Source organism: uncultured Shewanella sp. (assembly GCF_947497935.1).
In the GTDB taxonomy this organism is placed as follows: Bacteria; Pseudomonadota; Gammaproteobacteria; order Enterobacterales; family Shewanellaceae; genus Shewanella.
In genome coordinates this window covers 129,683-153,722 of the sequence record NZ_CANMIO010000011.1, presented here as the reverse complement: position 1 = coordinate 153,722, position 24,040 = coordinate 129,683, and the positions used below count along the sequence as shown (strand labels likewise).

General features: G+C 43.3%; 20 protein-coding genes. 12 read left to right on the top strand and 8 right to left on the bottom strand.

The features are described from left to right. The 3 genes from Q1A86_RS13990 to Q1A86_RS13980 form a co-directional block, all read right to left on the bottom strand. On the bottom strand, positions 1-368 hold a 368-nt coding region (locus Q1A86_RS13990), incomplete at its 3' end, for a hypothetical protein (RefSeq protein ID WP_299807588.1). Between the two features lie 98 nt (positions 369-466). Beyond that, a complete protein-coding gene (locus Q1A86_RS13985; RefSeq protein ID WP_299807586.1) occupies positions 467-4,699 on the bottom strand; it encodes an EAL domain-containing protein in 4,233 nt (1,410 codons plus the stop codon). A 346-nt stretch (positions 4,700-5,045) separates the two neighbouring features. Continuing rightward, the gene (locus Q1A86_RS13980; protein WP_299807584.1) at positions 5,046-7,835 is read right to left on the bottom strand and encodes an insulinase family protein; all 2,790 of its coding nucleotides are present in this window, start codon (positions 7,833-7,835) and stop codon (positions 5,046-5,048) included. A gap of 350 nt (positions 7,836-8,185) precedes the next feature. Here Q1A86_RS13980 and sixA point away from each other — a divergent pair, with 350 nt between their 5' ends. Further along, positions 8,186-8,656, top strand: a complete 471-nt coding sequence (gene sixA, locus Q1A86_RS13975) for a phosphohistidine phosphatase SixA (RefSeq protein WP_299807582.1) — start codon at positions 8,186-8,188, stop codon at positions 8,654-8,656. Between the two features lie 154 nt (positions 8,657-8,810). Here sixA and smrB read toward each other — a convergent pair whose 3' ends face one another. Beyond that, positions 8,811-9,341 (bottom strand): endonuclease SmrB, encoded by a 531-nt coding sequence (smrB, locus tag Q1A86_RS13970; protein WP_299807580.1) that lies wholly within the window; start codon positions 9,339-9,341, stop codon positions 8,811-8,813. A 79-nt stretch (positions 9,342-9,420) separates the two neighbouring features. Between smrB and prmB the strand changes: the two genes are divergently transcribed. The 7 genes from prmB to Q1A86_RS13935 all read left to right on the top strand — a co-directional run bounded on the left by prmB (position 9,421) and on the right by Q1A86_RS13935 (position 15,825). Continuing rightward, on the top strand, positions 9,421-10,365 hold the full coding sequence (gene prmB / locus Q1A86_RS13965; protein ID WP_299807578.1) for a 50S ribosomal protein L3 N(5)-glutamine methyltransferase: 945 nt from the start codon (positions 9,421-9,423) through the stop codon (positions 10,363-10,365). 139 nt (positions 10,366-10,504) lie between these two features. Beyond that, positions 10,505-11,599, top strand: coding sequence for a chorismate synthase (gene aroC, locus Q1A86_RS13960; RefSeq protein WP_299807576.1), 1,095 nt, complete (start codon positions 10,505-10,507; stop codon positions 11,597-11,599). Beyond that, entirely contained in the window at positions 11,599-12,762 is a 1,164-nt protein-coding gene (locus tag Q1A86_RS13955; protein ID WP_299807574.1) for an MFS transporter, read from the top strand. The genes aroC and Q1A86_RS13955 overlap by 1 nt, the downstream gene beginning before the upstream one ends. A 37-nt stretch (positions 12,763-12,799) precedes the next feature. Continuing rightward, positions 12,800-13,921 carry an ATP-NAD kinase family protein gene (locus Q1A86_RS13950; protein ID WP_299807572.1) on the top strand — a complete coding sequence of 374 codons (1,122 nt, stop codon included), beginning with the start codon at positions 12,800-12,802 and terminating at the stop codon, positions 13,919-13,921. 130 nt (positions 13,922-14,051) lie between these two features. Continuing rightward, the gene (locus Q1A86_RS13945; protein ID WP_299807570.1) at positions 14,052-14,321 is read left to right on the top strand and encodes a YfcL family protein; all 270 of its coding nucleotides are present in this window, start codon (positions 14,052-14,054) and stop codon (positions 14,319-14,321) included. 44 nt (positions 14,322-14,365) lie between these two features. Beyond that, on the top strand, positions 14,366-14,890 hold the full coding sequence (locus tag Q1A86_RS13940; protein ID WP_299807568.1) for an RNA methyltransferase: 525 nt from the start codon (positions 14,366-14,368) through the stop codon (positions 14,888-14,890). 212 nt (positions 14,891-15,102) lie between these two features. Next, positions 15,103-15,825, top strand: coding sequence for a DUF3313 domain-containing protein (locus Q1A86_RS13935; protein WP_299807566.1), 723 nt, complete (start codon positions 15,103-15,105; stop codon positions 15,823-15,825). A gap of 98 nt (positions 15,826-15,923) precedes the next feature. On the opposite strand, the gene mnmC is transcribed toward Q1A86_RS13935, so the two are convergent. Continuing rightward, positions 15,924-17,834 (bottom strand): FAD-dependent 5-carboxymethylaminomethyl-2-thiouridine(34) oxidoreductase MnmC, encoded by a 1,911-nt coding sequence (mnmC, locus tag Q1A86_RS13930; protein ID WP_299807564.1) that lies wholly within the window; start codon positions 17,832-17,834, stop codon positions 15,924-15,926. A 230-nt stretch (positions 17,835-18,064) separates the two neighbouring features. Between mnmC and fabB the strand changes: the two genes are divergently transcribed. Continuing rightward, positions 18,065-19,276, top strand: a complete 1,212-nt coding sequence (fabB, locus tag Q1A86_RS13925) for a beta-ketoacyl-ACP synthase I (RefSeq protein WP_220759509.1) — start codon at positions 18,065-18,067, stop codon at positions 19,274-19,276. A 146-nt stretch (positions 19,277-19,422) separates the two neighbouring features. Continuing rightward, complete coding sequence (locus Q1A86_RS13920) at positions 19,423-19,782, top strand: nuclear transport factor 2 family protein (protein WP_299807561.1); 360 nt, start codon at positions 19,423-19,425, stop codon at positions 19,780-19,782. 171 nt (positions 19,783-19,953) lie between these two features. Here Q1A86_RS13920 and Q1A86_RS13915 read toward each other — a convergent pair whose 3' ends face one another. Both Q1A86_RS13915 and Q1A86_RS13910 read right to left on the bottom strand, forming a co-directional pair. Next, the gene (locus Q1A86_RS13915) at positions 19,954-20,190 is read right to left on the bottom strand and encodes a hypothetical protein (RefSeq protein WP_299807559.1); all 237 of its coding nucleotides are present in this window, start codon (positions 20,188-20,190) and stop codon (positions 19,954-19,956) included. Positions 20,191-20,483: 293 nt separating this feature from the next. Then, entirely contained in the window at positions 20,484-21,422 is a 939-nt protein-coding gene (locus tag Q1A86_RS13910) for a LysR substrate-binding domain-containing protein (RefSeq protein WP_299807557.1), read from the bottom strand. Between the two features lie 138 nt (positions 21,423-21,560). Here Q1A86_RS13910 and Q1A86_RS13905 point away from each other — a divergent pair, with 138 nt between their 5' ends. Together Q1A86_RS13905 and Q1A86_RS13900 are read left to right on the top strand one after the other, a co-directional pair. Further along, positions 21,561-22,733, top strand: coding sequence for a DSD1 family PLP-dependent enzyme (locus Q1A86_RS13905; protein WP_367277923.1), 1,173 nt, complete (start codon positions 21,561-21,563; stop codon positions 22,731-22,733). Position 22,734: 1 nt separating this feature from the next. Next, entirely contained in the window at positions 22,735-23,661 is a 927-nt protein-coding gene (locus Q1A86_RS13900) for an ornithine cyclodeaminase family protein (RefSeq protein WP_299807555.1), read from the top strand. A 158-nt stretch (positions 23,662-23,819) separates the two neighbouring features. Here the strand turns inward: Q1A86_RS13900 and Q1A86_RS13895 are convergent, their stop codons facing one another. After that, positions 23,820-24,014 carry a hypothetical protein gene (locus Q1A86_RS13895; protein WP_299807553.1) on the bottom strand — a complete coding sequence of 65 codons (195 nt, stop codon included), beginning with the start codon at positions 24,012-24,014 and terminating at the stop codon, positions 23,820-23,822. Between the last annotated feature and the right edge of the window lie 26 nt (positions 24,015-24,040).

Sequence of the window (24,040 nt, the reverse complement as noted above, 5' to 3'; positions counted from 1 at the left end):
GTTTGCAGAGGCTCATACTTAATGTTTGGGAAGCCAGCGGTTTGCAGAGGCTCATACTTAATGTTTGGGAAGCCAGCGGTTTGCAGAGGCTCATACTTAATGTTTGGGAAGCCAGCAGTTTGCAGAGGTTCATACTTAATGTTTGGGAAGCCAGCAGTTTGCAGAGGTTCATACTTAATATTAGGGAAGCCAGCTGTTTGTAGTAGCTTATATTTAATATTCGGGAAACCTGCTAATTTTAATAATCGTTTATGATCGTTAATCTCATACTTGGTAAGTAGGGATTGATCCGTATTCACAGAAGCATAGGCTGGTAGGGCACATGTAACTGCAACTGAAGTAACTAATCCTTTAATTATCGTTTTCATTTTTTACCTTCTCGTAGAGTATTAAATATAAAGTAATATTTTTGACTTATGAGAAGGTTTTTGCAGTTGTTGTGCCAATGTTTGTTTTGTTGTGTTTTTTAACCTCTTTTAGCGGGGAGTGCGGTCATAGGTTGGTTATTCGAGTCTTGCTGAAGTAGCTGGGTAAATTCGGGTTCAGTCACTGCTTTGCTGAAGATGTAGCCTTGGATCTCTTCACATTTTAATGCGCGTAATATACTAAGCTGAGATGCTTCTTCAACCCCTTCACCAACCACAGAAAGTCCCATGTTGTGGGCAATCGTGATGATAGAGTCGACCATTTTCAGATCGCGATCTGACTTATCGATATCGTCAACAAAAGCTTTATCTATCTTTAAGGTGTGAATTGGAAAGCGTTTTAAATAAGAAAGTGATGAGTAACCGGTACCAAAATCATCGAGGGCCAAACTTACACCCATCTTAGATAATTGCTGCATGACTTTAATGGCTTTTTCTGGCTCTTTAATCACTGTACCTTCAGTTATTTCGAGCTCTAAATTAGCGGCGGGTAATTGAGTTAGACGTAAAATTGACTCGACTCGTTGCTGTAGATCAGGTAAAGCGAACTGTTTCGACGATAAATTGACAGCAACTCGTCCGTTAAACAATCCTTGTGAACGCCATTTTTGCGCCGCGAAGCAGGCTTTCTTGAGTACGACATCGCCAATTTCAACAATCAGGCCATTCTCTTCAGCTAATGGGATAAACTCATTGGGTGCTATTAAGCCCAGCTCGGGATGGTTTAAGCGAACCAGAGCTTCCATTCCGGCCATATGACCCGTTTTTAAATCGACCTTAGGTTGATAATAGACTTCAAATAGATCGTCTTTAAGCCCGTCTCTAATCAGGTTTTCTACTTCTAACTGGCGAATGGCATTCTTATTCAAGGACTCAGAATAGAACTGATAACGGTTACCACCTGCTGATTTAGCGTGATACATAGCGATATCAGCTTTTCTTAGGAGTGCTTGCTCGTTTTGATCATCTTCTGGATACAACACAATACCAATACTTAAGCCAACGACGACCTTTTCATTGCTCAGATCAAAGGGGGTTTCGAAGGCATGAATGACGTTTTTAGCAATGATGGCGCTAGTACCTATATCTGGGTTCTTATCAACTAATATGGCAAACTCATCACCACCTAAGCGATAGATGCTGGTATGACTAGGTACGGCGACTTGAATACGCTCAGACACTTGTACTAAAAGCTCATCACCTGCTTGGTGACCTAATGAGTCATTAATTTTCTTGAAATTATCTAAGTCTAAAACCATTAGGGTGTGATGAGAGTCCCTTTTGACTAAGTTGCCAAGGGTTACCATCAAGTTAGACCGATTAGGTAAGTTAGTCAGAAGATCGTTGTTGGTGAGTTTTCTAAGCTCTTCTTCTTGCTGTTTGCGGCGGCTGACATCGGAAAATACACCGACATAATGTGAAAGCTCGCCTTGTTCATCGTAGATTGCATCAACGGAGAGCTCCATTAAAAAGCTACTACCGTTGCCTCGTATTGATTCGACTTCATTATTCCAACGGCCTTGCTGCTTAAGGATTGAACGGATCTGCTCTGAGTAGCTATCTGGATAGAGATCAAAATTAAATAGGGTACCAATTAGCTCCTTCTTGCTCATCATAGACAAGTCACAGCATGCCTCATTCACTTCTACAAACTTAAAGTTTCTATCGAGAATAAACATACCTTCAGAGATATTCTGAATTGCTCGTTCAAACAGCCTTAATTGTTCCTCTGCCTGCTTAAAGTTGCTGATGTTTTTAATGGTTCCCGTCATTCTGAGTGCATTATCGTCTTCATCGCGTTCAACAATTTTAGCCCTATCTAAAATCCAAACCCATTCGTTTGACTTGCCCTTGACTCGATAGGCGGCTTCAAAGTGATCAGTTTCACCATAAAAGTGTTTATTTAATGCTTCGCGAACACGCTCCTGATCCATAGGGTGAATATTACTTTCTTCCCCCTGCTGACCCGAACGCTGTCCATCTTGAGGGAACTCTAGAGAGCCCCAGATATTTGAGCGGTAGATTTGACCCGTCTCAATGTCCCAGTCCCACATCTCATCGCCACTACCCCAAAGGGAAAGTTTAAGACGCTCCTCACTCTTAGCTATCTGTCTTTGAATCTCTCGTCGGCGCAATACAGTTTTGATGATTAAGATAGAGATGAATACGAAACAGAGGAAATAGATAAACTTCGCCGTGATTGATAACCACCAAGGCGGCGTGATCTCAATATTTAACTCACGAGTTTGTCCATGCTGGCCAGTAACAGGATCGATAGCATAGATGGAAAACTTATAGTCACCAGGAGATAGGTTGGTATAGGTTGCCGAATTGGTACCTTTTGATTGGATTAATGACTCTGAAAGTCCCTGCATTTGATATACGTAGTTTATGTCTTTAAAAGAGCTGCTTGGACTATTAAATGTAATTGTAAAAGGGTAGTCTGAATATTTAAGTTTTATTGATTTCGTTCTAGATAATTGTTTATCTAATACTATTCCATCTTTATTTTCTCGGATGTTAAAAATCAACAGGTCTTCAAGAACGGTGTTGGGTGCTTTATTCGCCGTTAAGTAACTATTTAGCTTTTCTGTTGAAATAACGCTTAACCCTGATATTCCACCAATTAAGAACTGGTTATTATTTTTTAAAATTGCGTGAGTGTTATATTCGTTTTGAACTCCAAATTCGTCATTTATAATGGATATACGCCCATTTTTTCTATCGGTAATAACTAATTCGTTAAGTGATGAGGCTATTATATGATTGTCACTGTGTGATATTGAGAATACTGGTTTGTTATTGGAGTATAGGGTCTCTACTGTTGCTGAATTTAGGTTGTAAAGGTTGAGGCCTTTACCCGTGCCAAAAAACAGTTTTTCATCAACAATATCAATGCTTGCGACTAATTGATCTTTGTATAACGTTTGCACATCACTTTTATCAACCTTGAATAGTCCCCCTTGCGTGGCCACGAATATTTGGCCTTTATATTCCTTTATGTCAAATATGGGGTTGTTTTTGTCGACAGTGTACTTTATTACTTTCTTAGTCTCGGTATTATAAAAATATATTTCACCAGTACTAGAGCCAACAATAATGCTTTTGCTATCGCTGTGAAGCTTAGTTATGAAGAGTCTTTCATCAATAATTTTTGTTGTTTCACCTGAAATGGTTTTTATAGCAACTAATCCATCGTTACTAGCTACATATATATTTCCATTTAAGATAGATGCAGATTTAGGGCCTTCTATATTAGAGGCATACTCTTCCTTAAACGATAACGTGGAGTCATAAAGCCTTATGTTTGGGGCGTCTGTTGTGACTAAAATATCTGATGCATTTGTTTTTGATATAGACCATACATTACCAGTAGAAACAACTTTTGTTTGAACTAAGTTACTCTTATCATCAATTAATAAGAATCCATTGTCTTGATTTGATATGAAAGTTCTATTTTTTCCTCTGCTTATTTTTGCATATTCTATTTTTTGAATAGGCTTTTCCAAATAGCCTATGACAACAGGTTTATTGATATTATCAAGTAGGTAAATAGCCGTTTTTGATAATGCAAGATAGCCACTTTCAGCTTTGCTGACACTGGAGTATAAAGAGTCGTTTAGCTTTTCTATGACTTGCTCTTTATACTGATATACTCCACTTTTGGTGAATAATAAAAGCCTGCTATCTTTTTGTTGCATTGAGTAAACATCGTTGGAAATTATATTTTCTAAGTCGCTGATATTTATAACAGAGCCAGAGTAATTCCTAAAGAAAGTCTGTTCACCTACAAAAGCAAACTCTTTAACACCATTAAAATTTCCCTTATAGCTATCAACTATTGAAAGGCTTAAGGTTTTTGTTTTAGTTATATCGACAGTGTAGATAGCGTCTTCGGTCCCTAAGAATAGTTGGTTTTTATTTTTAAATATTGACCAGATGGGCTCATTTAAACTTAATCCGAGCTTTTCTGATGAGACGACTCTATCGGTTAATGAGTCATAAACAGCTAAGCCTTTATCTGTGCCTATGTACATCACACCAGTGTCGCTGATAAACAGACTACGAATGAATGCGCTAGGCAGCTCATTCTCTGACGAGGGAAAGTAGTGGCGGAATTCTTTACCATCATATCGATTAAGGCCGTTGACAGTGCCTATCCAGATATACCCATCGGCATCTTCAACAATGGAGGTCACATTACTTTGTGACAGACCATCTTGAACCCCTAAAGAAGTGGAGTTTAAGGTTAATGCATAGGCAGGATTTGCCATAGAAATGCAAAAGAGTAGAAAAGTCGCGATTTTGATAAGAATTCTAGGCATATTATTTGTTTGATTATTAGCCAATATTGAAAGGCAACTACTTGTTATCACCACCTTTTCAGAAAGTGACAGCATTGTCAAAAACTATAGCGTTTATTGTAGCAGATAATCATTCTTTTCCTGCAAGTTCCCCTGTAATTTACGCTCGGTTCTGTTTTGTATATGGTTTTTTTGTATTGAAATATGGCGGTTGCTTAGCGATATAGACCTTTTTGTGGTGTTTCGTTATTTATAATAAAAATCTATATTGCTAAGGCAAGCCTGTTTGTTGACGTTTTATTAGTCGTTAAATTTTCTAATAATCAAACTGTTGGGCACCTTGTTTGAAAGCGCGAAGATCGGTGATCATCTTGTCTGACTCAAGAGGTGTCTGTTCTAAGTGTGAGTCTCCACTGCTAAACAAAACCAAACGGTCGCAATGTTTGGTGCGCATTTTTTGCATGATGAACTTAATCAAGTCTGCGCGGGTGAGGGACGTTATTTGTTCTGCAACGTTCTCTCTTTGGTTAAACTCATAGTCTTTGTTGCCTATGCTTGACCAGTAACGTTGGCTGCGAGCTTTAAGGCTCGAATCTTTTACAAGTAATTGATTAATAAGTCCATGTTTGGTGGACTCCCACTGCTGGTTGGTGATTTGCAATACGGCATAGGTAAAGTCAGCGATAAACTCATCTATCGCTTCTAGTAATTGTTTCGGACCGGATGTGGGAGACTGGATATAAAAAATAATACCGGGATAACGGTTTAAAGGAAGGTAGCCTGTACCGACCATGTAACCTAGCTGACGTTGCGTTCGTAACTCATGGAAGAATGTCGAAGACATGGTGTGGTTCAGGAGGCTAAACAGTGCCATGGTTTCAGGCGTCGCTACATCAGATTGGTAGTAAACGATAATGCTACTATCTGGATGTGATGCAGGGACTTCCCGCAATAGGGAGCCTTTACCTGATAGATCTATTAGCTCCCGTGATGATTCTTGGCTCGGTGTAGTCACTAGCGATAACACTTTTTCCAGACGTTCACCCAACAGCTTTGTTTCACTCTCTAGCCAATCACCGTAAACGAGTCCTTCTAAATGAATTTTTTCATAGAAGTTTTTAACGTGGGCGTGTAGATCATCAAGGGTAATCTCTTCGAGTAACTCGGCCATTCTAGATGGCTCGAAGCTGCGTTTTTGCAATGTTACCGTCAAGCTCGTAAATAGCTGAGAAATGGGTTTTGCTTGGGAATGGTTATACCAAGCCCGTAGTATTTGGCGTTTAATTAGATCGAAGCGACTTTGAGTGAAGTTACGCTCTCTTGCTTTTGCTATAACTAACTCCAGCAGCGCCTCTTGCTTGCCAGTAAACCCTGTTAAATGCAGCGTGATGCCGCCTTGATGCGGGTAAATATTGTAGCTTAAACCAGCAACTTCAGCTTGATAAGTATATTCAGTCAGATAATCGAGTAGCATTTCAACATATAGGCGGGTTAACGCTGCGTGCTTAGGTGAAGCCGCTGCCTGTGCTGAATCTAGCGACAAATATAAATGTCCTTTAGGGACATTAAACTCATCATCCTTTCGATGCCAGATCCGATATCCAGGTTTTTGTGCAACGACAACAGGTACCTTAGTGGTACTTTTATCAGGACGAGCAACACACTCATTATTAATAAATGGATTTTTTGGCGGTAGGCTTAGCTCTTTACGCACAGAGAGCTTTGACCATTTAGCTATTTTCTCTGCTGCTATGGTGGTCATCTGATAGGGAGAGTGATACCAATCGGCTTGTTTGTTGGTATCTAATTCTGGTGCAATCAACTGTATCCGCATGTTTTGCGGAGTCATCATGGAAAGTAGTTGCTCAGTTTCTATTAGATTGAGACCATCCATACGGTAGTCACCGTAAATAATATCTTTAATATCATAATGATGCATATTAATACTTAGATGGCTAGCTAAATCTAAAGAGTTGACCTGCTCTTGGTATTGAAAGGCAATCTTTAGTAATGTTGCTCGTTCATCATAACGCCAAGATTGTAAGCCCTGTTGACGGATTAATTCTATGTATTCAAATGTTGCTTCAATAACGGTATTTAATTCTTCAATCCCCCGATCAGTCAGCTGAATACTGATATTATAATCTTTAAAGTTATAGCCATTGACGCCGCCTCCCGCAGAGAGATTATCAGCAAGCCCTAACTCCTTCAAATAGCACAGTAGACTGCCTTTACCTTCATAACCTAGTAAGTGGCTGATAAAAGTCAGCGGTTTGTGTTGATAAAAGTGTTCGAGTGCGGGCAGGGCAAAGGTGATAGCCACGCGTTTTTGCTCTTTTAGTGGCACAATATTGATTTGTGTCTGCAGCTGCTCAGGTAAATAAATAGCAATATCCGGATAGGAGTCTTTACGGATATGGTCGCTAATATCACTGAAGTACTCTTTCGCCAGTTCTTGCAACTTTTCTAGGTCTAGGGGAGCAACTAGGCACAGCGTCATGATACTGGCACTGTATTTCTCTTGATAAAAGTGCAGTAGCTCTTGTCTTAATGCGCTTTCTTCACCTGCTAAGGTTTTTAAGTTACCAACGGAAAACTTTGAAAAGGGGTGAGCAGGATTAACCGTCTCTTTTTGTACTTGATATACACGGCGAATATCGTCTTTTAGCTTCATGCTAAACTCGGACTCAATAGCCTGCCGCTCTCGGTCAACTAAATCTGTATTAAACAGAGGTGCGATAAAGAATTGGCTAAAGCGATCTAACGAGGCTTCGAATTGTTCGGCATTGATACTATAAAAGAAGTTGGTATGTTCAGTACCTGTCCAAGCATTATTAGTGCCGCCGTGCTGATTGATAAATGCGGAATATTCACCAGACTCTGGATATTTTTCGGTACCGAGAAACAACATATGCTCAAGAAAATGGGCCATACCAGGGCGTGAAACTGGATCGTCAAAATGACCGACTGCCACAGCCATCGAGGCTGCAGCTTGGCTTGCCTGTGGATCTTCAACCAGCAACACCGACAAGCCATTCGCGAGTGTGATATGGCGGTATAGTCGGTGATCGTTAGGACTGGTTTTAATCTGTTTAGCTTTTGACAAAGAGTGGCTCCAATATCACGAATAAACAAAGGGGGTAGCTTATTTGCGTCTATGCCTGACTCGGCATGCTTTTTAAGATAACTAATTGAGTAAAAAGATAGTTACTCTTTAGGGCTTAACTTGCCATCATTTTTACTTATCTTCAAACACAACCTATTGCATCAGTGAAATTAATTACGAATTGATTAAATTTTTCGCAGAATCGCGTTAAGGTTGCCATAGCATTTAGGAAATATTTTAGTCGCTATCGATCTATTCGACTAATTATTAATGAAATAACGGTATGTTGGCGCTTAGATTCGGACTACAATTAAAAAATAACAATAAAGAATTGGGAGTAGCCAAGCTGTATGCAGCTATTTTTAATGCGTCACGGTGAAGCGGGTTATCATGCCCATTCAGATAGGGAGCGTACCCTTACTGATCTTGGCCGTCATCACACAGGGCTTATGAGCAATTGGTTAGGGCTTACTACCAAAGAGTTTGACTTGGTATTGGTCAGTCCTTACTTAAGAGCGCAGCAAAGCTGGCAAGAAGTGAGTAAGCACTTTCCTGAACCGTATAAGTGGATCACATTAGATGAATTAGTTCCATCAGGTGATCCAAGTCGTGTAGCTGACTTAGTGCTTGCCTACGCCGAGCAGTATCAGGCTAAGAATGTATTAGTCCTTGCTCATATGCCGTTGTTAGGTTACCTAGTCAGTGAGCTAGTACCAGGTATTGAACCACCACTGTTTGCCACCTCTGGAGTGACCTTGATTGAAAGGGTGAACGATAGAAATCATCTAGTTTGGCAGCACGCACCACATTCGATTAGCTAACTTAAGCGCAATCCTATTTAGGTGTATAAATAATAAAAAAGGTGAGTCATTCTAGTGTATATAGAAGACTCACTTTTTTGCTTTCAGACCTATAACTTCGGGCTCTATTCTTTCTCGTTCTAATTTGAGTTTTTTATGCCGATTAACTTTCATTTTAGCGACGATAGGGTTGATCGCCAATGTCAATTAACACTAACAGTGCAGCATCGCCGCCCCATTCTTTGGTAGCTTGGTGGAAGGCTTTGACATGAGGATGCTGGGCCAGCCACATTGGAATATTTTGTTTTAAAACCCCCGTCCCATATCCATGCATTACACAGCAGCAATGGCTTTGTTGCTTGATACAGGCCTGAATCAATGCAGCAAGCTCGAGTTTCGCTTCTGATTGACGCATACCATGCATATCTAATAAAAGATCCGGTACGTAGTCACCACGACGTAAGCGTTTGACTTCATGGTTATCCACGTCATCTCGCGCCCACTTCATCGGACCATTAACTGGCAGAAGAGGTTGATAGGTATCGGAGAAATAGCTGTCTGCATGCAGTTGCTGCTCTTTCTCTTCAATGATTTTTCGGTCCTTAGGAGCCGCGATAAAATGGCGCTTATTTTGCTGAAAAGGTTTAATTCCTTTCGTTAACTCAGCGAAAAGGGCCAAATCGTCATTATCTTTGCTTTTATTCATCCTTCTATTTTATTGAATCCGATGCCATATGAATAGACTTCAGTTACAATGAGTCGGAATTAAAATGCTGGAGTGAATTTTGGATAAGATTTTTGTTGATGAAGCGGTAACAGAGTTACGTACTATTGGCGATATGCTACGTTGGGGCGTCAGTCGTTTTAATGATGCAAACATTTACTATGGCCACGGTACTGATAACGCATGGGATGAAGCTATTGCGTTAGTATTCCACGCTTTACATCTGCCGGAAGAGATCGGTCAGCAAGTGATTCACTCTAATTTAACCAGCAGTGAAAAGCATAAAATTGTTGAGCTTATCATTCGCCGCGTAAGAGAGCGGTTACCTGTACCTTATCTTACCAATAAGGCGCAGTTTGCTGGGCTCGAGTTCTATGTTGACGAACGAGTACTGGTTCCTCGCTCACCAATTGCTGAGCTAATCGCCAATCGCTTTAGCCCTTGGTTATACAACAAGCCTGTTAACCGCGTACTAGACCTATGTACCGGTAGTGCTTGTATCGCTATCGCTTGTGCTTACGAATTTGAAGATGCCGAAGTCGATGCCTTAGATATCAGTGTCGATGCGCTAGAAGTCGCACAAATCAATATCGAAACCCTTGACGTGATGGATAGAGTCTTCCCGATGGAATCTGATCTCTTCTCTGCGATTCCAAAAGGCCCTCATTACGACTTAATCGTCTCTAACCCGCCTTATGTCGATGCGGAAGATATTGGCGATATGCCTGAGGAATATCATCATGAACCAGAAATCGGTCTAGGTTCGGGTCGCGATGGCTTAGATCTCACTAAGCGCATTCTTGCCAATGCGGCAGATTACCTATCTGAAGATGGCTTACTTGTGGTTGAAGTGGGTAACTCTATGGTGCATCTGAACGAGCAATTCCCTGAAATTCCATTTACATGGGTCGACTTTGAGAATGGCGGTGACGGTGTGTTTGTACTAACTCGCGATCAGCTAGTTGAAAATGAATCACTTTTCGCCATCTATAAAGATAGTGAATAATAGACTTTAGCCGCAGGCTTGCCTGCGGCGTTATGCCAATCAGTACACCTACATTTAGGTTGGTATAAAAATAAGTAATTTACCGACAAGACGCGGGTAAATAAAAAATTAGAACAAAGAGATAGAGGGCTAAAGACGAATGTCGGGAAACAGTATTGGTCAAAATTTCGTAGTAACAACCTTCGGTGAAAGTCACGGTGTCGCTATTGGCTGCATTATTGATGGCTGCCCTCCAGGCGTTGAGCTGACTGAAGCGGATATGCAACACGACTTAGACCGCCGTCGTCCAGGTACCTCACGCTATACAACGGCTCGCAGAGAGCCTGATGAAGTGCGTATTCTGTCTGGTGTGTTTGAGGGTGAAACCACGGGCACCTCAATTGGTTTGTTGATTGAAAACACCGACCAGCGCAGCAAAGATTATTCAAATATCAAAGACTTATTCCGCCCTGGGCACGCCGACTACACCTATCAACAAAAATACGGTCAACGCGATTATCGCGGTGGCGGCCGTTCATCTGCTCGCGAAACGGCAATGCGAGTCGCTGCTGGTGCGGTGGCAAAGAAGTATCTAAAACAAGTTCACGGCGTAGAGATCCATGCTTATTTGTCACAGCTTGGGCCTATTGCGGCCGAGACTGTTGATTTCGAACAAATAGAGCAAAATGCTTTCTTCTTTCCTGATGCATCAAAACTCGATTCATTAGATGAGTACATGCGCGAGCTTAAAAAGAGTGGTGACTCCATTGGCGCTAAAGTGTCTGTGGTTGCAACGGGTGTACCAGTAGGCTTAGGTGAACCTGTATTTGACCGCTTAGATGCCGATATTGCACATGCGCTAATGGGGATTAATGCGGTTAAAGGTGTTGAGATTGGCGATGGTTTCGAAGTCGTTAATCAAAAAGGCTCTGAGCATAGAGACTTGATGTCGCCAGAAGGCTTTGCATCAAATCATGCGGGAGGGATTTTAGGCGGGATCTCTTCAGGTCAGCCAATCATTGCCCATATTGCGATGAAGCCGACGTCGAGTATCAGCGTGCCGGGTGAAAGCATGAATGCCCAGGGCGAAGTTGCCGAAGTTATCACTAAAGGGCGTCATGATCCTTGTGTGGGTATTCGAGCGGTACCGATTGCCGAAGCCATGTTGGCTATCGTGCTGATGGATCACTTATTACGTCACCGCGCGCAAAATATGGATGTGAATAGCAGTACACCTATTATCGGAATGCGTTAATGTTTCAGCCCAAAAGCACAGAGCAGCAACTTCGCTGGCTCTGTGCCTGTTATTTCTTTTTCTTTTCAATCCTTGGCATCATGGTGCCTTATCTTGGGGTGTTTTTTGACAGTCGTGGTTTTGACGCCCAAGAAATAGGCTTTCTACTCGCTATTTTAATGGCTACGCGGATCATCGCACCCAATCTATGGGCTATCGTTGCCGATAAAACGGGTATGCGCTCCGAGCTGATTAAAATTGGTGCAGGTGCTGCGGCGATAAGCTATCTGACGTTTTTCTATGATGGCAGCTTAACTTATTTGGCTATCAGTCTAGCGGTCTATACCTTCTTCTGGAACGCCATATTGGCGCAGCTTGAGGTGATCACCCTCGAAACCTTAGGTGATGATGCCAATCGATATGGGGCTATTCGTAGTTGGGGCAGTATCGGTTATATCGTACTGGTGATCAGCGGCGGCTTCGCCATTGACCACTTTGGGCCACAGATCTTACCTTATATCGGTATGACGCTATTTATCGGCATGTTAGTCAGCGCTTTGCCACTGCCGTCTAATCGCGCCATCGTCGATAAAACCCAGAAGCGTAAGCCTTTAGTCTTCGATAGAGCCCTTATTTGGTTCTTGATCTCTGCCATGCTGTTGCAGATGAGCGCAGGGCCTTTCTATGGTTTCTTCGTCCTGTATTTAAAGCAAGCGGGTTACACCGAGGCTACGGCGGGGATTTTCGTTGCACTGGGTGTGATGGCCGAGATTGTCATGTTTATGTATGCGCCAAAGTTACTTGGCCGTTTTGGTGTGCAGCTATTGCTGGCGGTGAGTATAGGTTTAACTGCAGTGCGTTGGCTATTGCTCGCATACGGCGTAGAGAACATTGTCTACCTTAGCATTAGTCAATTATTGCATGCCTTTACCTTCGGCTTAACTCATGCCGCATCGATACAGTTTATTCATAAACATTTCGATATAAGCCGTCGCAGTCAGGGCCAAGCACTTTATGCCAGTCTGAGTTTCGGTGTGGGTGGTGCTCTTGGGACTTGGCTTTGTGGCATCATCTGGGGTGACGGCTCTGGCGCAGTGTCTACCTGGATATTTGCAGCAGCCTGTGCATTTTTATCTATGCTAGCCGTGTTCTTTATTCCTAAACCCAAAGCGGTGGCTGCTTAACGGGTTTTAACCTACAACGTAAAATGGAGTCATCATTGTGGGGAAGTTTCGTCTTGGTTTAATCATCAATCCATTAGCTGGTCTTGGTGGTAGTGTTGCCCTAAAAGGCAGTGATGGTGTTGCTGCACAGGCACTTGCCAAAGGCGCAGTGCCTAAAGCGCACCTAAGAATGCAGCAAGCACTAGCAGTGATTGAGTCCTATAAAGACCGTATCGAGGTGATTACGGCCTCGGGCAATATGGGCGAGACAATCGCTAAACAGATGGGCTTTACGACTCGTGTTGTTTATCAAACACCGTTGCAAACCCAGGCACAAGACACCCAAAAGGTGGTGGCAGAGCTGTTAAACGAGACCTTAGACCTGCTGCTATTTGCTGGTGGCGATGGTACCGCTCGCGATGTGTATGCCATCGCCGATGATAATATTCCCGTATTAGGTGTGCCTGCTGGTGTTAAAATTCACTCTGGCGTGTACGGCATAACACCTCATGCTTCAGGCATGGTGGTCAAAATGCTGTTAGAGGGGGAATTAGTCAGCCTGATGAGCGCCGATGTGATGGATATCGATGAAGCGGCATTCAGAACGGGTGTGGTTCGCGCCAAGCGATTTGGTGAGATGCTGGTGCCAGCAGAACCAAGATATGTACAAGCGGTGAAGATGGGCGGTAAAGAGAGTGATGAGCTAGTGCTTGCCGATATCGCTGCTGAAGCGATTGAGCTGATGGAAGATAATCTTTGTATTATTGGCTCGGGTAGTACGCTTGCTGCAGTCATGAGTGAGTTAGGGCTTGAAAACACTCTGTTAGGCGTCGATCTAATTCAAAATGAAGCCTTAGTTGCCAGCGACCTTTCTGCCAATGAGTTATTACAGCTGACTGAAAATAAAGCACTAAAACTATTTATCACCCTGATCGGTGGTCAAGGGCATGTATTAGGCAGAGGCAATCAGCAGCTAAGCCCAGAGCTAGTAAGGCGTGTCGGTAAAGATAATATTGTTATACTGGCAACAAAAACAAAGTTAAAAGCACTTGATGGAAGGCCATTAATTGTGGATAGTGGCGACCCTGAATTAGATAAAGCATTGACGGGTTACTATAAGGTGATTACTGGGTATCACGATTACGTGATGTACCAAGTCGCTAATCCAGATTTAGCATAATAACACTCATCACTGAGTTAGCTGTAAACCGCACTTGGTGATATTTAATTACGATTTAAAGAGATGTTTGGAGAGACTCGGTCGAACGGTTATCGACCAGCCTCCAACCGATAAGCATGTGGAGCCCTCAATGATAGAGCAGTACGAGCAAACACTACAAGACTGGATTGAAACCATTGTTGCCGAAGGTGATGATGACGCGTTATTTGCAAGTGGCTATTTACAAGGCCATGTGGCGGTTGTGCTTTCGCAGCTTGAAATAGAGAGCGAGCAGGGACTTAGCGCGTTAGATGCTAAAATGAACGAGTGTTTAGCATTGGCAAGAGATGAGCTAAGCGATACAGATTACGCATTGGTTGATGAAGCCTGGACACAATTAAGTGAGAAGCTCGCAGCTTAACACTGCTGAGTACTATCGATAGGGTGATGAGAGTTTAAGCTTTTATGAGTATGATTAGTTTTGTTGCAATCGGTCTAGTCAATCCGAAAAGTCCAACAAATGTAGGCGGGATCATGCGCGCCGTGGGTTGCTATAGCGCCGATGCTGTATTTTACACTGGTAAACGTTATGAGCTGGCCGCCACCAATGGTACGGCGCAGTACAATACCGACACTAAACGTGCCAGTAGTTCTATTCCGTTAAAGAAAGTCGAGTCATTGCTCGATGCGATAGAGCCTGATGTTAAAGTAGTCTGTGTCGATCTGGTAGAAGGGGCTATTCCGCTTCCGGAATTTGAGCATCCTGATAAAGCGATCTACATCTTCGGCCCTGAAGATGGCACCATTAGCCAGCAAGTGATTAACGGCGCCGATGCGGTAGTGTATGTGCCTACGGTAGGGTGTATGAATCTTGCGGCCTCGGTGAATGTGTTACTTTACGATAGACTCGCTAAGTCGGCTTCGATTGCTAGTGACGAGCTTATTCGCAGCAGCCGAGATACAAACAACAGAGTTAGAGTAAAACGCTAGCATATCTAATGTTACAATATGTTGATGGTTTATTAAGCCAGTTGGAACTCCCGACTGGCTTTTTTGTATCAAGATTAAATCTTCGGCGTTATACATTTCCTATAATCAATTGATTGGTATTCATTGACCCCCGCAAAATTTCTATCCATATTAAATAGTCACTAAATTAGCGAATTGATGCTGACGGATTAAATATTAAGGAATGAATAGCCATGGTTCGACTGACAAGCATGAATAAGCAAGGTGTTTTTTTTAAAGGTGCCATCGTTGCGGCAACGCTTGGACTGGCTGGCTGCAGCTCTGAGCCTGCAAGTCTACAGCAAGGGCCCGATGCTGAGATGACTAAAGATGGCTTAGTGCGAGTCGACCACTCTAAGCTAGATCTCTCTTATGCTAGGCCCAATGTAAACTGGAGCAAGTACACTAAGCTTTATTTTGAGCCTGTAAAAGTCACCAACGATCATCCTGCCGATTACCAACCACCTAGGATTGATAAAAGAGCTGAAGGCCTGAATGCAACTTATGAGTTGCCTCAGGAGGCGCTAGATAAAATGTCAGAGCAGTTTAGCCTTACGGTAAAAGAAGTGTTTAACAGTGAGCAACCATTTGAGTTGGTGGCTAAACCTGGTCCTAATACCTTAGTGATTGAAGCGGCGGTTACCGACATTCGCCTCAGTGCACCATTAGAATCGAGTCGAAGAAGTTTTAACTCTATGGGACGAACCTATACAGAGAACTCCGGCTCTATGATGTTACTCGCGGTGATTAAAGATGGCGAAACTGGTGAGGTGTTAGCTAAGGCGGCTGACAGAGGGCAAGGTTTTAATCAGTGGAGTCAAAATACTCAAGTGTTTAACTGGGGGGATGTCAAAACCGTTTATCGCCGCTGGGTGAATGATTTTAAGAACGCCCTTATGGACGCAGGAGCTAAGTAGCAGGCCTAAGTCATAAAAATAAAAGCGCCAATTAGGCGCTTTTTTGGTTTATAGGCTCAGATTTATAGACTTGAGTGTTAAGGCTGGCATGGTGCGGGCTAAACCTCGACACCTACTTCTAGTGCTTTACCTTTAAGTAGTTTTCGCATCCACATTCGATTAGGGTTGAGTAGCGCCACAAAATCACGGCTAATAGGCATTAACTCGCCACAAATCTGCGCCGCTAGCGCTTCTGCTGCGAGTGGCCCTGAGCTTAATCCTCGCGAGCCTAACCCTCCCAGCACATACAAACCTTGATGAACTGGTGCATTATGGCTTTGCCAGTATTTGCGGCTCTCAGGTGTTAGCTGATGCTCTTGATACAAATTCATTATTGAGTCGAGATCGGGGGCTGGGCCCATCATTGGAGCATGATCACGGGTCACCATACGTACACCAACTCGAGCACTATGGCCGGATACATCAATGTCCTCCACCCAATCTTGGCCAACATAGCTATGCTGAATTTTGTGTAAATTCTCGATTTGCTCACTCGGGCTATAATCGGTATCCGTCGCATTTTTAACGTAGCTTGCGCCTAGGCAATGTAGGGCATTATTGCTCGGTGTCATATAGCCATGGGCGCACAAAACGCTGCTAAGTTTTGACAGTTTTGTGCGAGAAGGAACATGACTGACCTGACCTCTAAATCCAGTGGCTTGTAGGTATTGGCTCTGAGGGAACTGAGTTATCGACTTACCGTTAGCAAGGATGAGTGCCTTAAAGAGGCCAAAGCGCTCAGTGTTACTTGTCAGCTCCCAGCCACCATCCTTGTAGTGAATATCGATGATTTGTGTGTTGAGCTTAAGTGTGGCATCGCTAATCGTCTTAGCCTGATTAAATGCGGCCCGGGTAAAGTCTTGTGGTGACACCCAGCCACCCTGGGGATAGAAAATACCACCGTCATCCACTTTGACCCCTGCAATAGCAGAGGCCTGCTCGGCAGTAATGGACTGAGCGATACTCGGCTGCCAGTTTTGGCCATTAATTATCTTAGCCACTCGCTTGCGACTACGCTCATTATGCCCTGTGTGCACGACGCCGCACAGGTCAAAATCAATTGGGTGACCTTGTGCTGCTAGGCTCTTGAGTCTTTGTAAGCTAAACAGGTAAGCCTGTTGAAAGTACTGGCTTAGGGTGTTGTTATCAGGGGTGAGCAACGGATAGATCGCTCCTTGTTTGTTGCCCGACGCGGCTTGCGCCAAATCATGGTCTTCACAAAATAGGGTGACTCGTTGACCTCGTTCGGCTAATGATAAGGCCAAACACGCACTGGCAACACCGCCGCCAATGATGGCAATACCTTGGTTCGCACTGGCTTCATTTGCTGCGCAAACGGGGTAAGGTGCTTGTAAGGCTCGACTCTGAGAGCGCATAGCGGCTCTTTCTTGAAAACAGATATCATCGTTGTACTGTGAATTCTCTGCCAGGTTGTTGGCAAAGCGTAAAAGGCCCACTTGTTTGGCCTGAGAGTAGAGTGATTGGCATTGTTCGGCGCTAAAAACTTCATCAAGGCAAAATAGGGCATCATTTTTACTTAACTTTGCCAACTGCCAAAACAGTGGTTGCGTAATCTGAGTTTGCTCTGCATCACTTGCAATGTGCCAGCCATCGACAAAACCATCGCTAACCATAGGCAAAGCTTGCAGTTGCGTTAGGTATTGCCCCAAATAAAAATCGAGAGTGAGGCTGCCATTATTAACGATGACTCGCTGACAGCCTTCAATTGCGGTTAAAGAAACGCTTGCCAAAGGACATAGCAATTTCAATAGCTCTTTATCAGTCAGCAGGGTACGTGATGTCTCGTTTATATCGACAAACATCTTTAACGTAAGCTTCTCTTGCTGGTGAGAAAGTAGAGTGACCAACTCTTTAAGCTTAGCAATGCTACCTAAACCTATCTGGCCAATGACCAAATTTTTAGTGGTTTTACTGTCGATGATCTGCTTAAGAATTTTACTTACTGTCATGGTTACGTCTTTAATGTTAAATTAAGCACACACAAATATGCTTTATAATCGGTTTTACTTGCGGAAATTGTACATTTTTATGGGCACATTTTGGCAAAGATTATATGTAAGGTCTCATAATGAGCATTATTTTTGTGTTCCTTATGGAAAGCTGACCACTTAAATGGATGAAAAGCGATACCATTGGTGCAGCAAAATTGGTACTAGATGTACAAAATGGAAAGTTAATAATGAAAAGAGTCGTGATCACTGGACTTGGTGTCGTATCAAGTATCGGTAACAACAAGCAAGAAGTCACTGAATCATTAAAAGCGGGTCGTAGTGGTATTACCCACTCTGATCAGTTTGAAGAAATGAAGCTGCGTAGTCATGTTTGGGGCGACATTAAGATTGACCCATCAGAATATATTGACCGTAAAGCACTGCGCTTTATGGGTAATGCAGCAGCTTACGCACATATCGCAATGCAAGAAGCGATTAAAGATGCTGATTTGACTGAAGAGCAGTATTCAGACCCACGTGTCGGTATTATCGTAGGCACCGGCGGCGCATCTTCAGCAAACCAAGTTCAAGCTGCTGACACGCTACGTGAAAAAGGCGTTAAGCGCGTTGGCCCTTATATTGTGCCGCGTATCATGTCGAGCACTGCTAGCGCATGTTTGGCTACGCCATTTAAGATTAAAGGCATGAACTACTCAATCAGCTCTGCCTGTGCAACCAGTGCACACTGTATCGGCCATGCGGCTGAACTTATCCAGATGGGTAAGCAAGATATGGTATTTGCTGGTGGTTCAGAAGAAGTTGATTGGACGCTAACCATGGGCTTCGATGCTATGGGCGCACTATCGACTAAGTATAACGATGAGCCAACCAAAGCATCACGTACTTACGATGCTGACCGTGATGGTTTTGTTATCTCTGGCGGCGGCGGTATCGTTGTTGTTGAAGAGCTAGAACACGCACTCGCACGTGGCGCAAAAATTTACGCTGAGATAATCGGTTATGGTGCGTCATCAGACGGTTATGACATGGTTGCTCCATCGGGTGAAGGTGCGGTACGTTGTATGCAGATGGCACTTGCCGATGTTGATACACCTATCGATTACATCAACACTCACGGTACATCAACACCTGTTGGTGATATGCGAGAGCTTGAAGCACTACGTGAAACCTTTGGTGATAACTTACCAGCCATCGCATCGACTAAGTCTCTGACGGGTCACGCGTTAGGTGCTGCAGGTGCTCACGAAGCGATTTACAGCTTGATCATGATGGAAAGCAGTTTCATTGCGCCAAGCATCAACATCGATAATGTCGATGAAAAAGCTGCAGGTATGCCGATTGTGACTGAAATGACCGAGAAAGAGCTTAACACTGTGATGAGCAACAGCTTCGGTTTTGGTGGCACAAACGCAACTTTAGTTATGCGTAAGTACAAGTAAGTAATACTTACACTCACTAAAGATAAAATTGAAAAGGAAGCCTAGGCTTCCTTTTTTTGTACCTTGTTTAGCTTCCCATCCCAAATAGACTGGATCCCTCCTATAGTTATATCAATTGCATGAAGTAAACAATACAGGAGAGAACTATGCATTTAGCAGATATAGTGCAGCGGGGTTGGGACGCTGTCGGTGCTGGAAATTTCGATACTTTGGTTGCTGACTATGTTGAGAACATGTCATTCATTATGCCTGGGCAAAACGATGTACTCGAGGGGCGGCAGGCTTTTCGTCGTGCGCTAGACTCTCTTGGTAAAATTCTTCCCCCAGGTTTTGAAATTACACAGCTTCGTCACATTGAAGGAGAAAATGAGGTGGTTTCCGTTCTTGAGTGGAAATCCGATAAGGTTGCAGCATCGAATTTGTGTGTGCTGTTTAAGTTCGAAGCAAGCAAAATCTACGAAGAAAGATGGTTCATAGATACTGAGCAGTGGAGTAGTGCTTTCTAAAACAGTCTAAAATGTGCGCTAAACCTAGATTAACACAGGTTATAATCAAAAAATCCCATGCTCAGTTGTTACTTGTTCGCTTTAGTCAGGAGTCAGCAGTCACGGTTCAGCCCTAGAGAAGTAACATTATCTAGCACCAGCTTGGTAAAATGCTTGGATAAAACAGTTAGATTAATTTTCAGATAAATCTTCAAATTCTTGTTTCTTACTATCAAACCAAGCTTTCATCGCATGAGGATCTTGCATTAACTTCTGAATTTCAGCCATCGCGGCCAAGTGAGGAGAGTCCTGCTGCTGATACATCTCCATACCATGTAACTTACTCTGCTCAGCGATTTCTTCAAAAGTATTCCCGTGAAACTCTTTATCACAGGCACCACCGAGTTGTTTGCAAGTCATTGTTTTCATATTCTTTACCTTGAGAACCTTTAGGGTTATTTTTGTACCGTTCGTTTCAAATACTGTAGTTATCGTTTTTTCTCAAAATACTGATTATCACCGTAAAGAAATGTATGTGAGCGACAAGCTCGTTTAAGCTTTGGCGTAGCATTTAAACTGCAACAAAACTCGTCTGTAAAGCTTAGTCTCAGCTTGAAGTTTAGGAGAAATATAAATTTAGCTTTAAGAGCTGCCTATCTTGCTTGTGCTGGTATGCCACTTAGTTAATCGATGCGCTATATTGTTGCAAACGAATCTGTTGACTACCGCCAGGGAAGCGGGTTTAGTCGCTCTTTTAACAGTTGAATAAAGCCAGAAATGCGAGCAGAACGCTCTTTTTCAGGGCTTGATAATAGCGCGACGATATTAGCGTTTGGCAGAGAATAATCGGCTAATATGCGCACCAGTTCACCGCTGTTGAGCTGCGGTTGCACATCCCATTCTGAGCGCATAATGACGCCTAACCCTGCCATAGCCCAGTCTTTAATAACCCGCCCCTCATTACTGGCGAGTGTCGGCGTGATCCTAACCATTTCAAGTTTTTCACTTGCTAGCTTGTCATGTGGAAGCTTCTCAGGTGATAGCTTGGTAAACGGCCACAAGGTAACATCTTCGTTGTTTTCCCTCAAAGCGATGCATCGATGGTTAAGCAGGTCTTGAGGCTCCTCTGGCTCGCCCATTTGCTGAAGGTATGCTGGAGAAGCGCAGATAAACCTTTGATTGCTTGCCAAAGTGATCATTTTTAGTGAAGAGTCATTGAGCGCACCGATATAGATAATGATGTCCCATTTATGATGGCTAGACCAATTAGGGTTATCGGATAGCTCAAGTTCGATATCAAGCTGAGGATGCAGAACCTTGTATTCACCCAATAAAGGCGCGATATAGTCATTACCAAAACCTAAGGGGGCCAATACTCTTAGTTTGCCGCACACATGCTCTTTAAGTTCATCTAGCTGTTCTTGCAGCTCATCGAGTCCACGAAGGATCGGCAAGCCCTTATCCAGTATAAGTTGCCCCTCTTCGGTTAGGCTCACAATTCTCGACGGTCGCTGGATAAGTTTAATCGATAGTTTCTTTTCAATATGTTGCAATCTAAGCGTCACCGATGGAGGGGTGATATTTAAGGTTCTAGCGGCATCGGCTAGGGTCCTATGGCTTGCTATTGTGGTGATGAATTTTAGATCTTCGGTGGTGATCATTTGGTTTGAGCTTAATCTGTACCTTAATAAGTATTAATGTAAAACAAAACATACTTCTTGGATACTCTTGTTCTACTACTGATTTGATGTTGCTCACGTGCATCACTTCAGAAATAAACAAATTGATGGATCAGGAATATGATCATGTTACCCAAAGAAAACCAAAACCCAGAACTAATGAGTAAGTACCAGAGTCTCGATACGCCTTTCTTATCGGTCGATAAACAAATCATGCTGAAAAATTTAGCTCGATTACGCAATAAGACAGATGGATTAGGGGCAGAATTAAGACCTCACTTTAAAACGGTAAGAGCAATCGAAGCTGTTGAGCATTTATTACCGCAAAAAACATCTCCAATTACGGTATCAACGGTAAAAGAAGCCGAGGCGCTGGTAGAAGAGGGATATAGCAATATCGTTTATGCAGTGGGTATTTCAGAGGGCAAATTACCGAGAGTATCTCAGCTTATTGCCAAAGGTGCAGAAGTACGAGTATTACTCGACAGCGTAGAGCAAGCTCAGTTCGTCAGTCAATATAGCGAGCTGCATAGCTGTGTGATCCCTGCAATGATTGAGGTTGATTGTGATGGACATAGAGGCGGTATTCATCCTGATGACCCTCTGCTAATCGAAATCGCCAGCGTATTGCATCAAGGCGCTGCTAGCTTCCATGGCGTTCTTGCCCATGCGGGTGAGTCTTATCTTTGTTTCGATCCAGAGTCGTTAGCAGAGGCTGCCAATAATGAAGTTAAAATGACCCTTAAAGCGGCTAATAACCTTCGCGCAGCAGCTATACCTTGTGACATCGTGAGTATTGGCTCGACTCCGACCGCCCATAGCTATCAAGACCTTACGGGGATCACAGAAGTTAGAGCGGGGGTTTACGGTTTCTTCGATTTAGTCATGACAGGAATTGGCGTCTGCCAGCTAAAGGATATCGCTGCTAGCGTAGTGACGACGGTTATTGGCCATAACAGAGAAAAGGGCTGGATATTTATCGATGCGGGCTGGATGGCGCTGTCGGGAGATCGCGGCACAGCAGGTCAACCCAAAGATTGTGATTATGGTTTGGTGACAGAGTGCAACGGAGCTGTGCTTGATGACTTGCAGGTTATCACCGTTAACCAAGAGCACGGCATTATTGGCGCGGTGGATAATAGTGTCTTGAACCTAGATAACTTCCCAGTAGGCAGTCGACTACATATTTTACCTAATCATGGCTGCGCTACAGCATCTATGCATCAGCACTACCATGTGTTTGATACAGAAAATGAAACTTATGAGATCTGGAACCGAATTCAAGGCTGGTAATATGCAATATTTAAATGAAGCGCAAACCGCAAACCTCATTACGCACCAACTGGCCTTTTCGGCTGTAAAAGACGCGTTTATTGCAGCCACCACAGACGAAGCAACCTTGTTTCCCGTGGTCAACGCAGCTGGGCCTCAAACTGACTCTATGTTTTCTTTAAAGTCAGCCTCGACGGCAACATTGGTTGGTTGGAAAACGGGTAGCTATTGGCCGGGTAATCAGGCTAAAAACATGCCATGCCACGGCACCAATGTGTTTTTATTGAGCCCTGAAACTGGTGAGCTGGTCGCTGTGGTTGCTGCAACACAAGTTAATGCTTACCGCACTGCGGCAGCGGACGCCGTTGCAGTCGATTACCTAGCTCGAAAAAACGCGACTGTGTTGACGGTATTTGGCAGCGGACACCAAGCAGAATACGAAGTTCTCGCTATCGCAGAAGTACGCGACATTACTAAGGTGATTGTGGTTGGCCGAGATAGCAATCGCTGTGAAGCCTTTATTAAGCGCCTAGTGGATAAAGGCTTACAGGCAGAATGTACAGTCGGCAGCGCCCAATATGGCTGCGAAAATGCAGACATTATCGTGACCGCTACCACAGCTACAGCGCCGCTATTTGAAGCTTGCTGGGTTAAAGCTGGCACCCATATCTCAGCGATGGGGGCTGATAAAGTCGGTAAGCAGGAGTTACCTGTGGAGCTTTATCACGACGCAAGTTTATTTTGTGACTATAAAGCGCAGTCGCTGGTGATTGGCGAACTTCAGCACTCAGAAAATGTGTTAGTAACAGAAATAGGTCACGTCATAACGAGCCATTCGGTTGGCCGTGTTGATAACGCTGAGATCACTATTTTTGATAGTTCAGGCATCGCCATTCAAGATTTGTTTGTTGCTGCTAAACTGCTAGCACTAAGTAATGAGTCCAGCTAAAGAGCGAAATGAAGAGCTAAGAGCCAGTAGTAACAGCTGCTGGCTTATTATTGTTCATACTCTTAACAAAGATTAGCTTTAGTGATTTATAGCCTTAACGAGAAGTCGCTTTAACTAAAAGTCGTTAGCCTTGTTCATGGATAAACCTTATCTTTGGTTTAGGTAGAGGAATCATCTTTTGTTGCATTAACGGTCTTTTCGAGTTCGATAATTCTCTGCTCAAGTAAATCAATTCTATCGCTAGATTGCTTTAGAGACCGAATGTCTTCAATTAATTTTCTTGGATCCATCCAATAATGCATGATTAGCATAAATACGCCGAAAGCTAACATGAATGAGACTAATTCCCACATCGATACTCTCCTTTATCTGATCCTTT

What these genes read in the sequence shown, in the direction of transcription:
- Q1A86_RS13985 (WP_299807586.1), bottom strand. Translation starts at nt 4,699, where the DNA reads ATGGCAAATCCTGCCTATGCATTAACCTTAAACTCCACTTCTTTAGGG.
- sixA (WP_299807582.1), top strand. Translation starts at nt 8,186, where the DNA reads ATGCAGCTATTTTTAATGCGTCACGGTGAAGCGGGTTATCATGCCCAT.
- smrB (WP_299807580.1), bottom strand. Translation starts at nt 9,341, where the DNA reads ATGAATAAAAGCAAAGATAATGACGATTTGGCCCTTTTCGCTGAGTTA.
- aroC (WP_299807576.1), top strand. Translation starts at nt 10,505, where the DNA reads ATGTCGGGAAACAGTATTGGTCAAAATTTCGTAGTAACAACCTTCGGT.
- Q1A86_RS13955 (WP_299807574.1), top strand. Translation starts at nt 11,599, where the DNA reads ATGTTTCAGCCCAAAAGCACAGAGCAGCAACTTCGCTGGCTCTGTGCC.
- Q1A86_RS13945 (WP_299807570.1), top strand. Translation starts at nt 14,052, where the DNA reads ATGATAGAGCAGTACGAGCAAACACTACAAGACTGGATTGAAACCATT.
- Q1A86_RS13940 (WP_299807568.1), top strand. Translation starts at nt 14,366, where the DNA reads ATGAGTATGATTAGTTTTGTTGCAATCGGTCTAGTCAATCCGAAAAGT.
- Q1A86_RS13935 (WP_299807566.1), top strand. Translation starts at nt 15,103, where the DNA reads ATGGTTCGACTGACAAGCATGAATAAGCAAGGTGTTTTTTTTAAAGGT.
- mnmC (WP_299807564.1), bottom strand. Translation starts at nt 17,834, where the DNA reads ATGACAGTAAGTAAAATTCTTAAGCAGATCATCGACAGTAAAACCACT.
- fabB (WP_220759509.1), top strand. Translation starts at nt 18,065, where the DNA reads ATGAAAAGAGTCGTGATCACTGGACTTGGTGTCGTATCAAGTATCGGT.
- Q1A86_RS13920 (WP_299807561.1), top strand. Translation starts at nt 19,423, where the DNA reads ATGCATTTAGCAGATATAGTGCAGCGGGGTTGGGACGCTGTCGGTGCT.
- Q1A86_RS13915 (WP_299807559.1), bottom strand. Translation starts at nt 20,190, where the DNA reads ATGAAAACAATGACTTGCAAACAACTCGGTGGTGCCTGTGATAAAGAG.
- Q1A86_RS13910 (WP_299807557.1), bottom strand. Translation starts at nt 21,422, where the DNA reads ATGATCACCACCGAAGATCTAAAATTCATCACCACAATAGCAAGCCAT.
- Q1A86_RS13905 (WP_367277923.1), top strand. Translation starts at nt 21,561, where the DNA reads ATGATCATGTTACCCAAAGAAAACCAAAACCCAGAACTAATGAGTAAG.
- Q1A86_RS13900 (WP_299807555.1), top strand. Translation starts at nt 22,735, where the DNA reads ATGCAATATTTAAATGAAGCGCAAACCGCAAACCTCATTACGCACCAA.
- Q1A86_RS13895 (WP_299807553.1), bottom strand. Translation starts at nt 24,014, where the DNA reads ATGTGGGAATTAGTCTCATTCATGTTAGCTTTCGGCGTATTTATGCTA.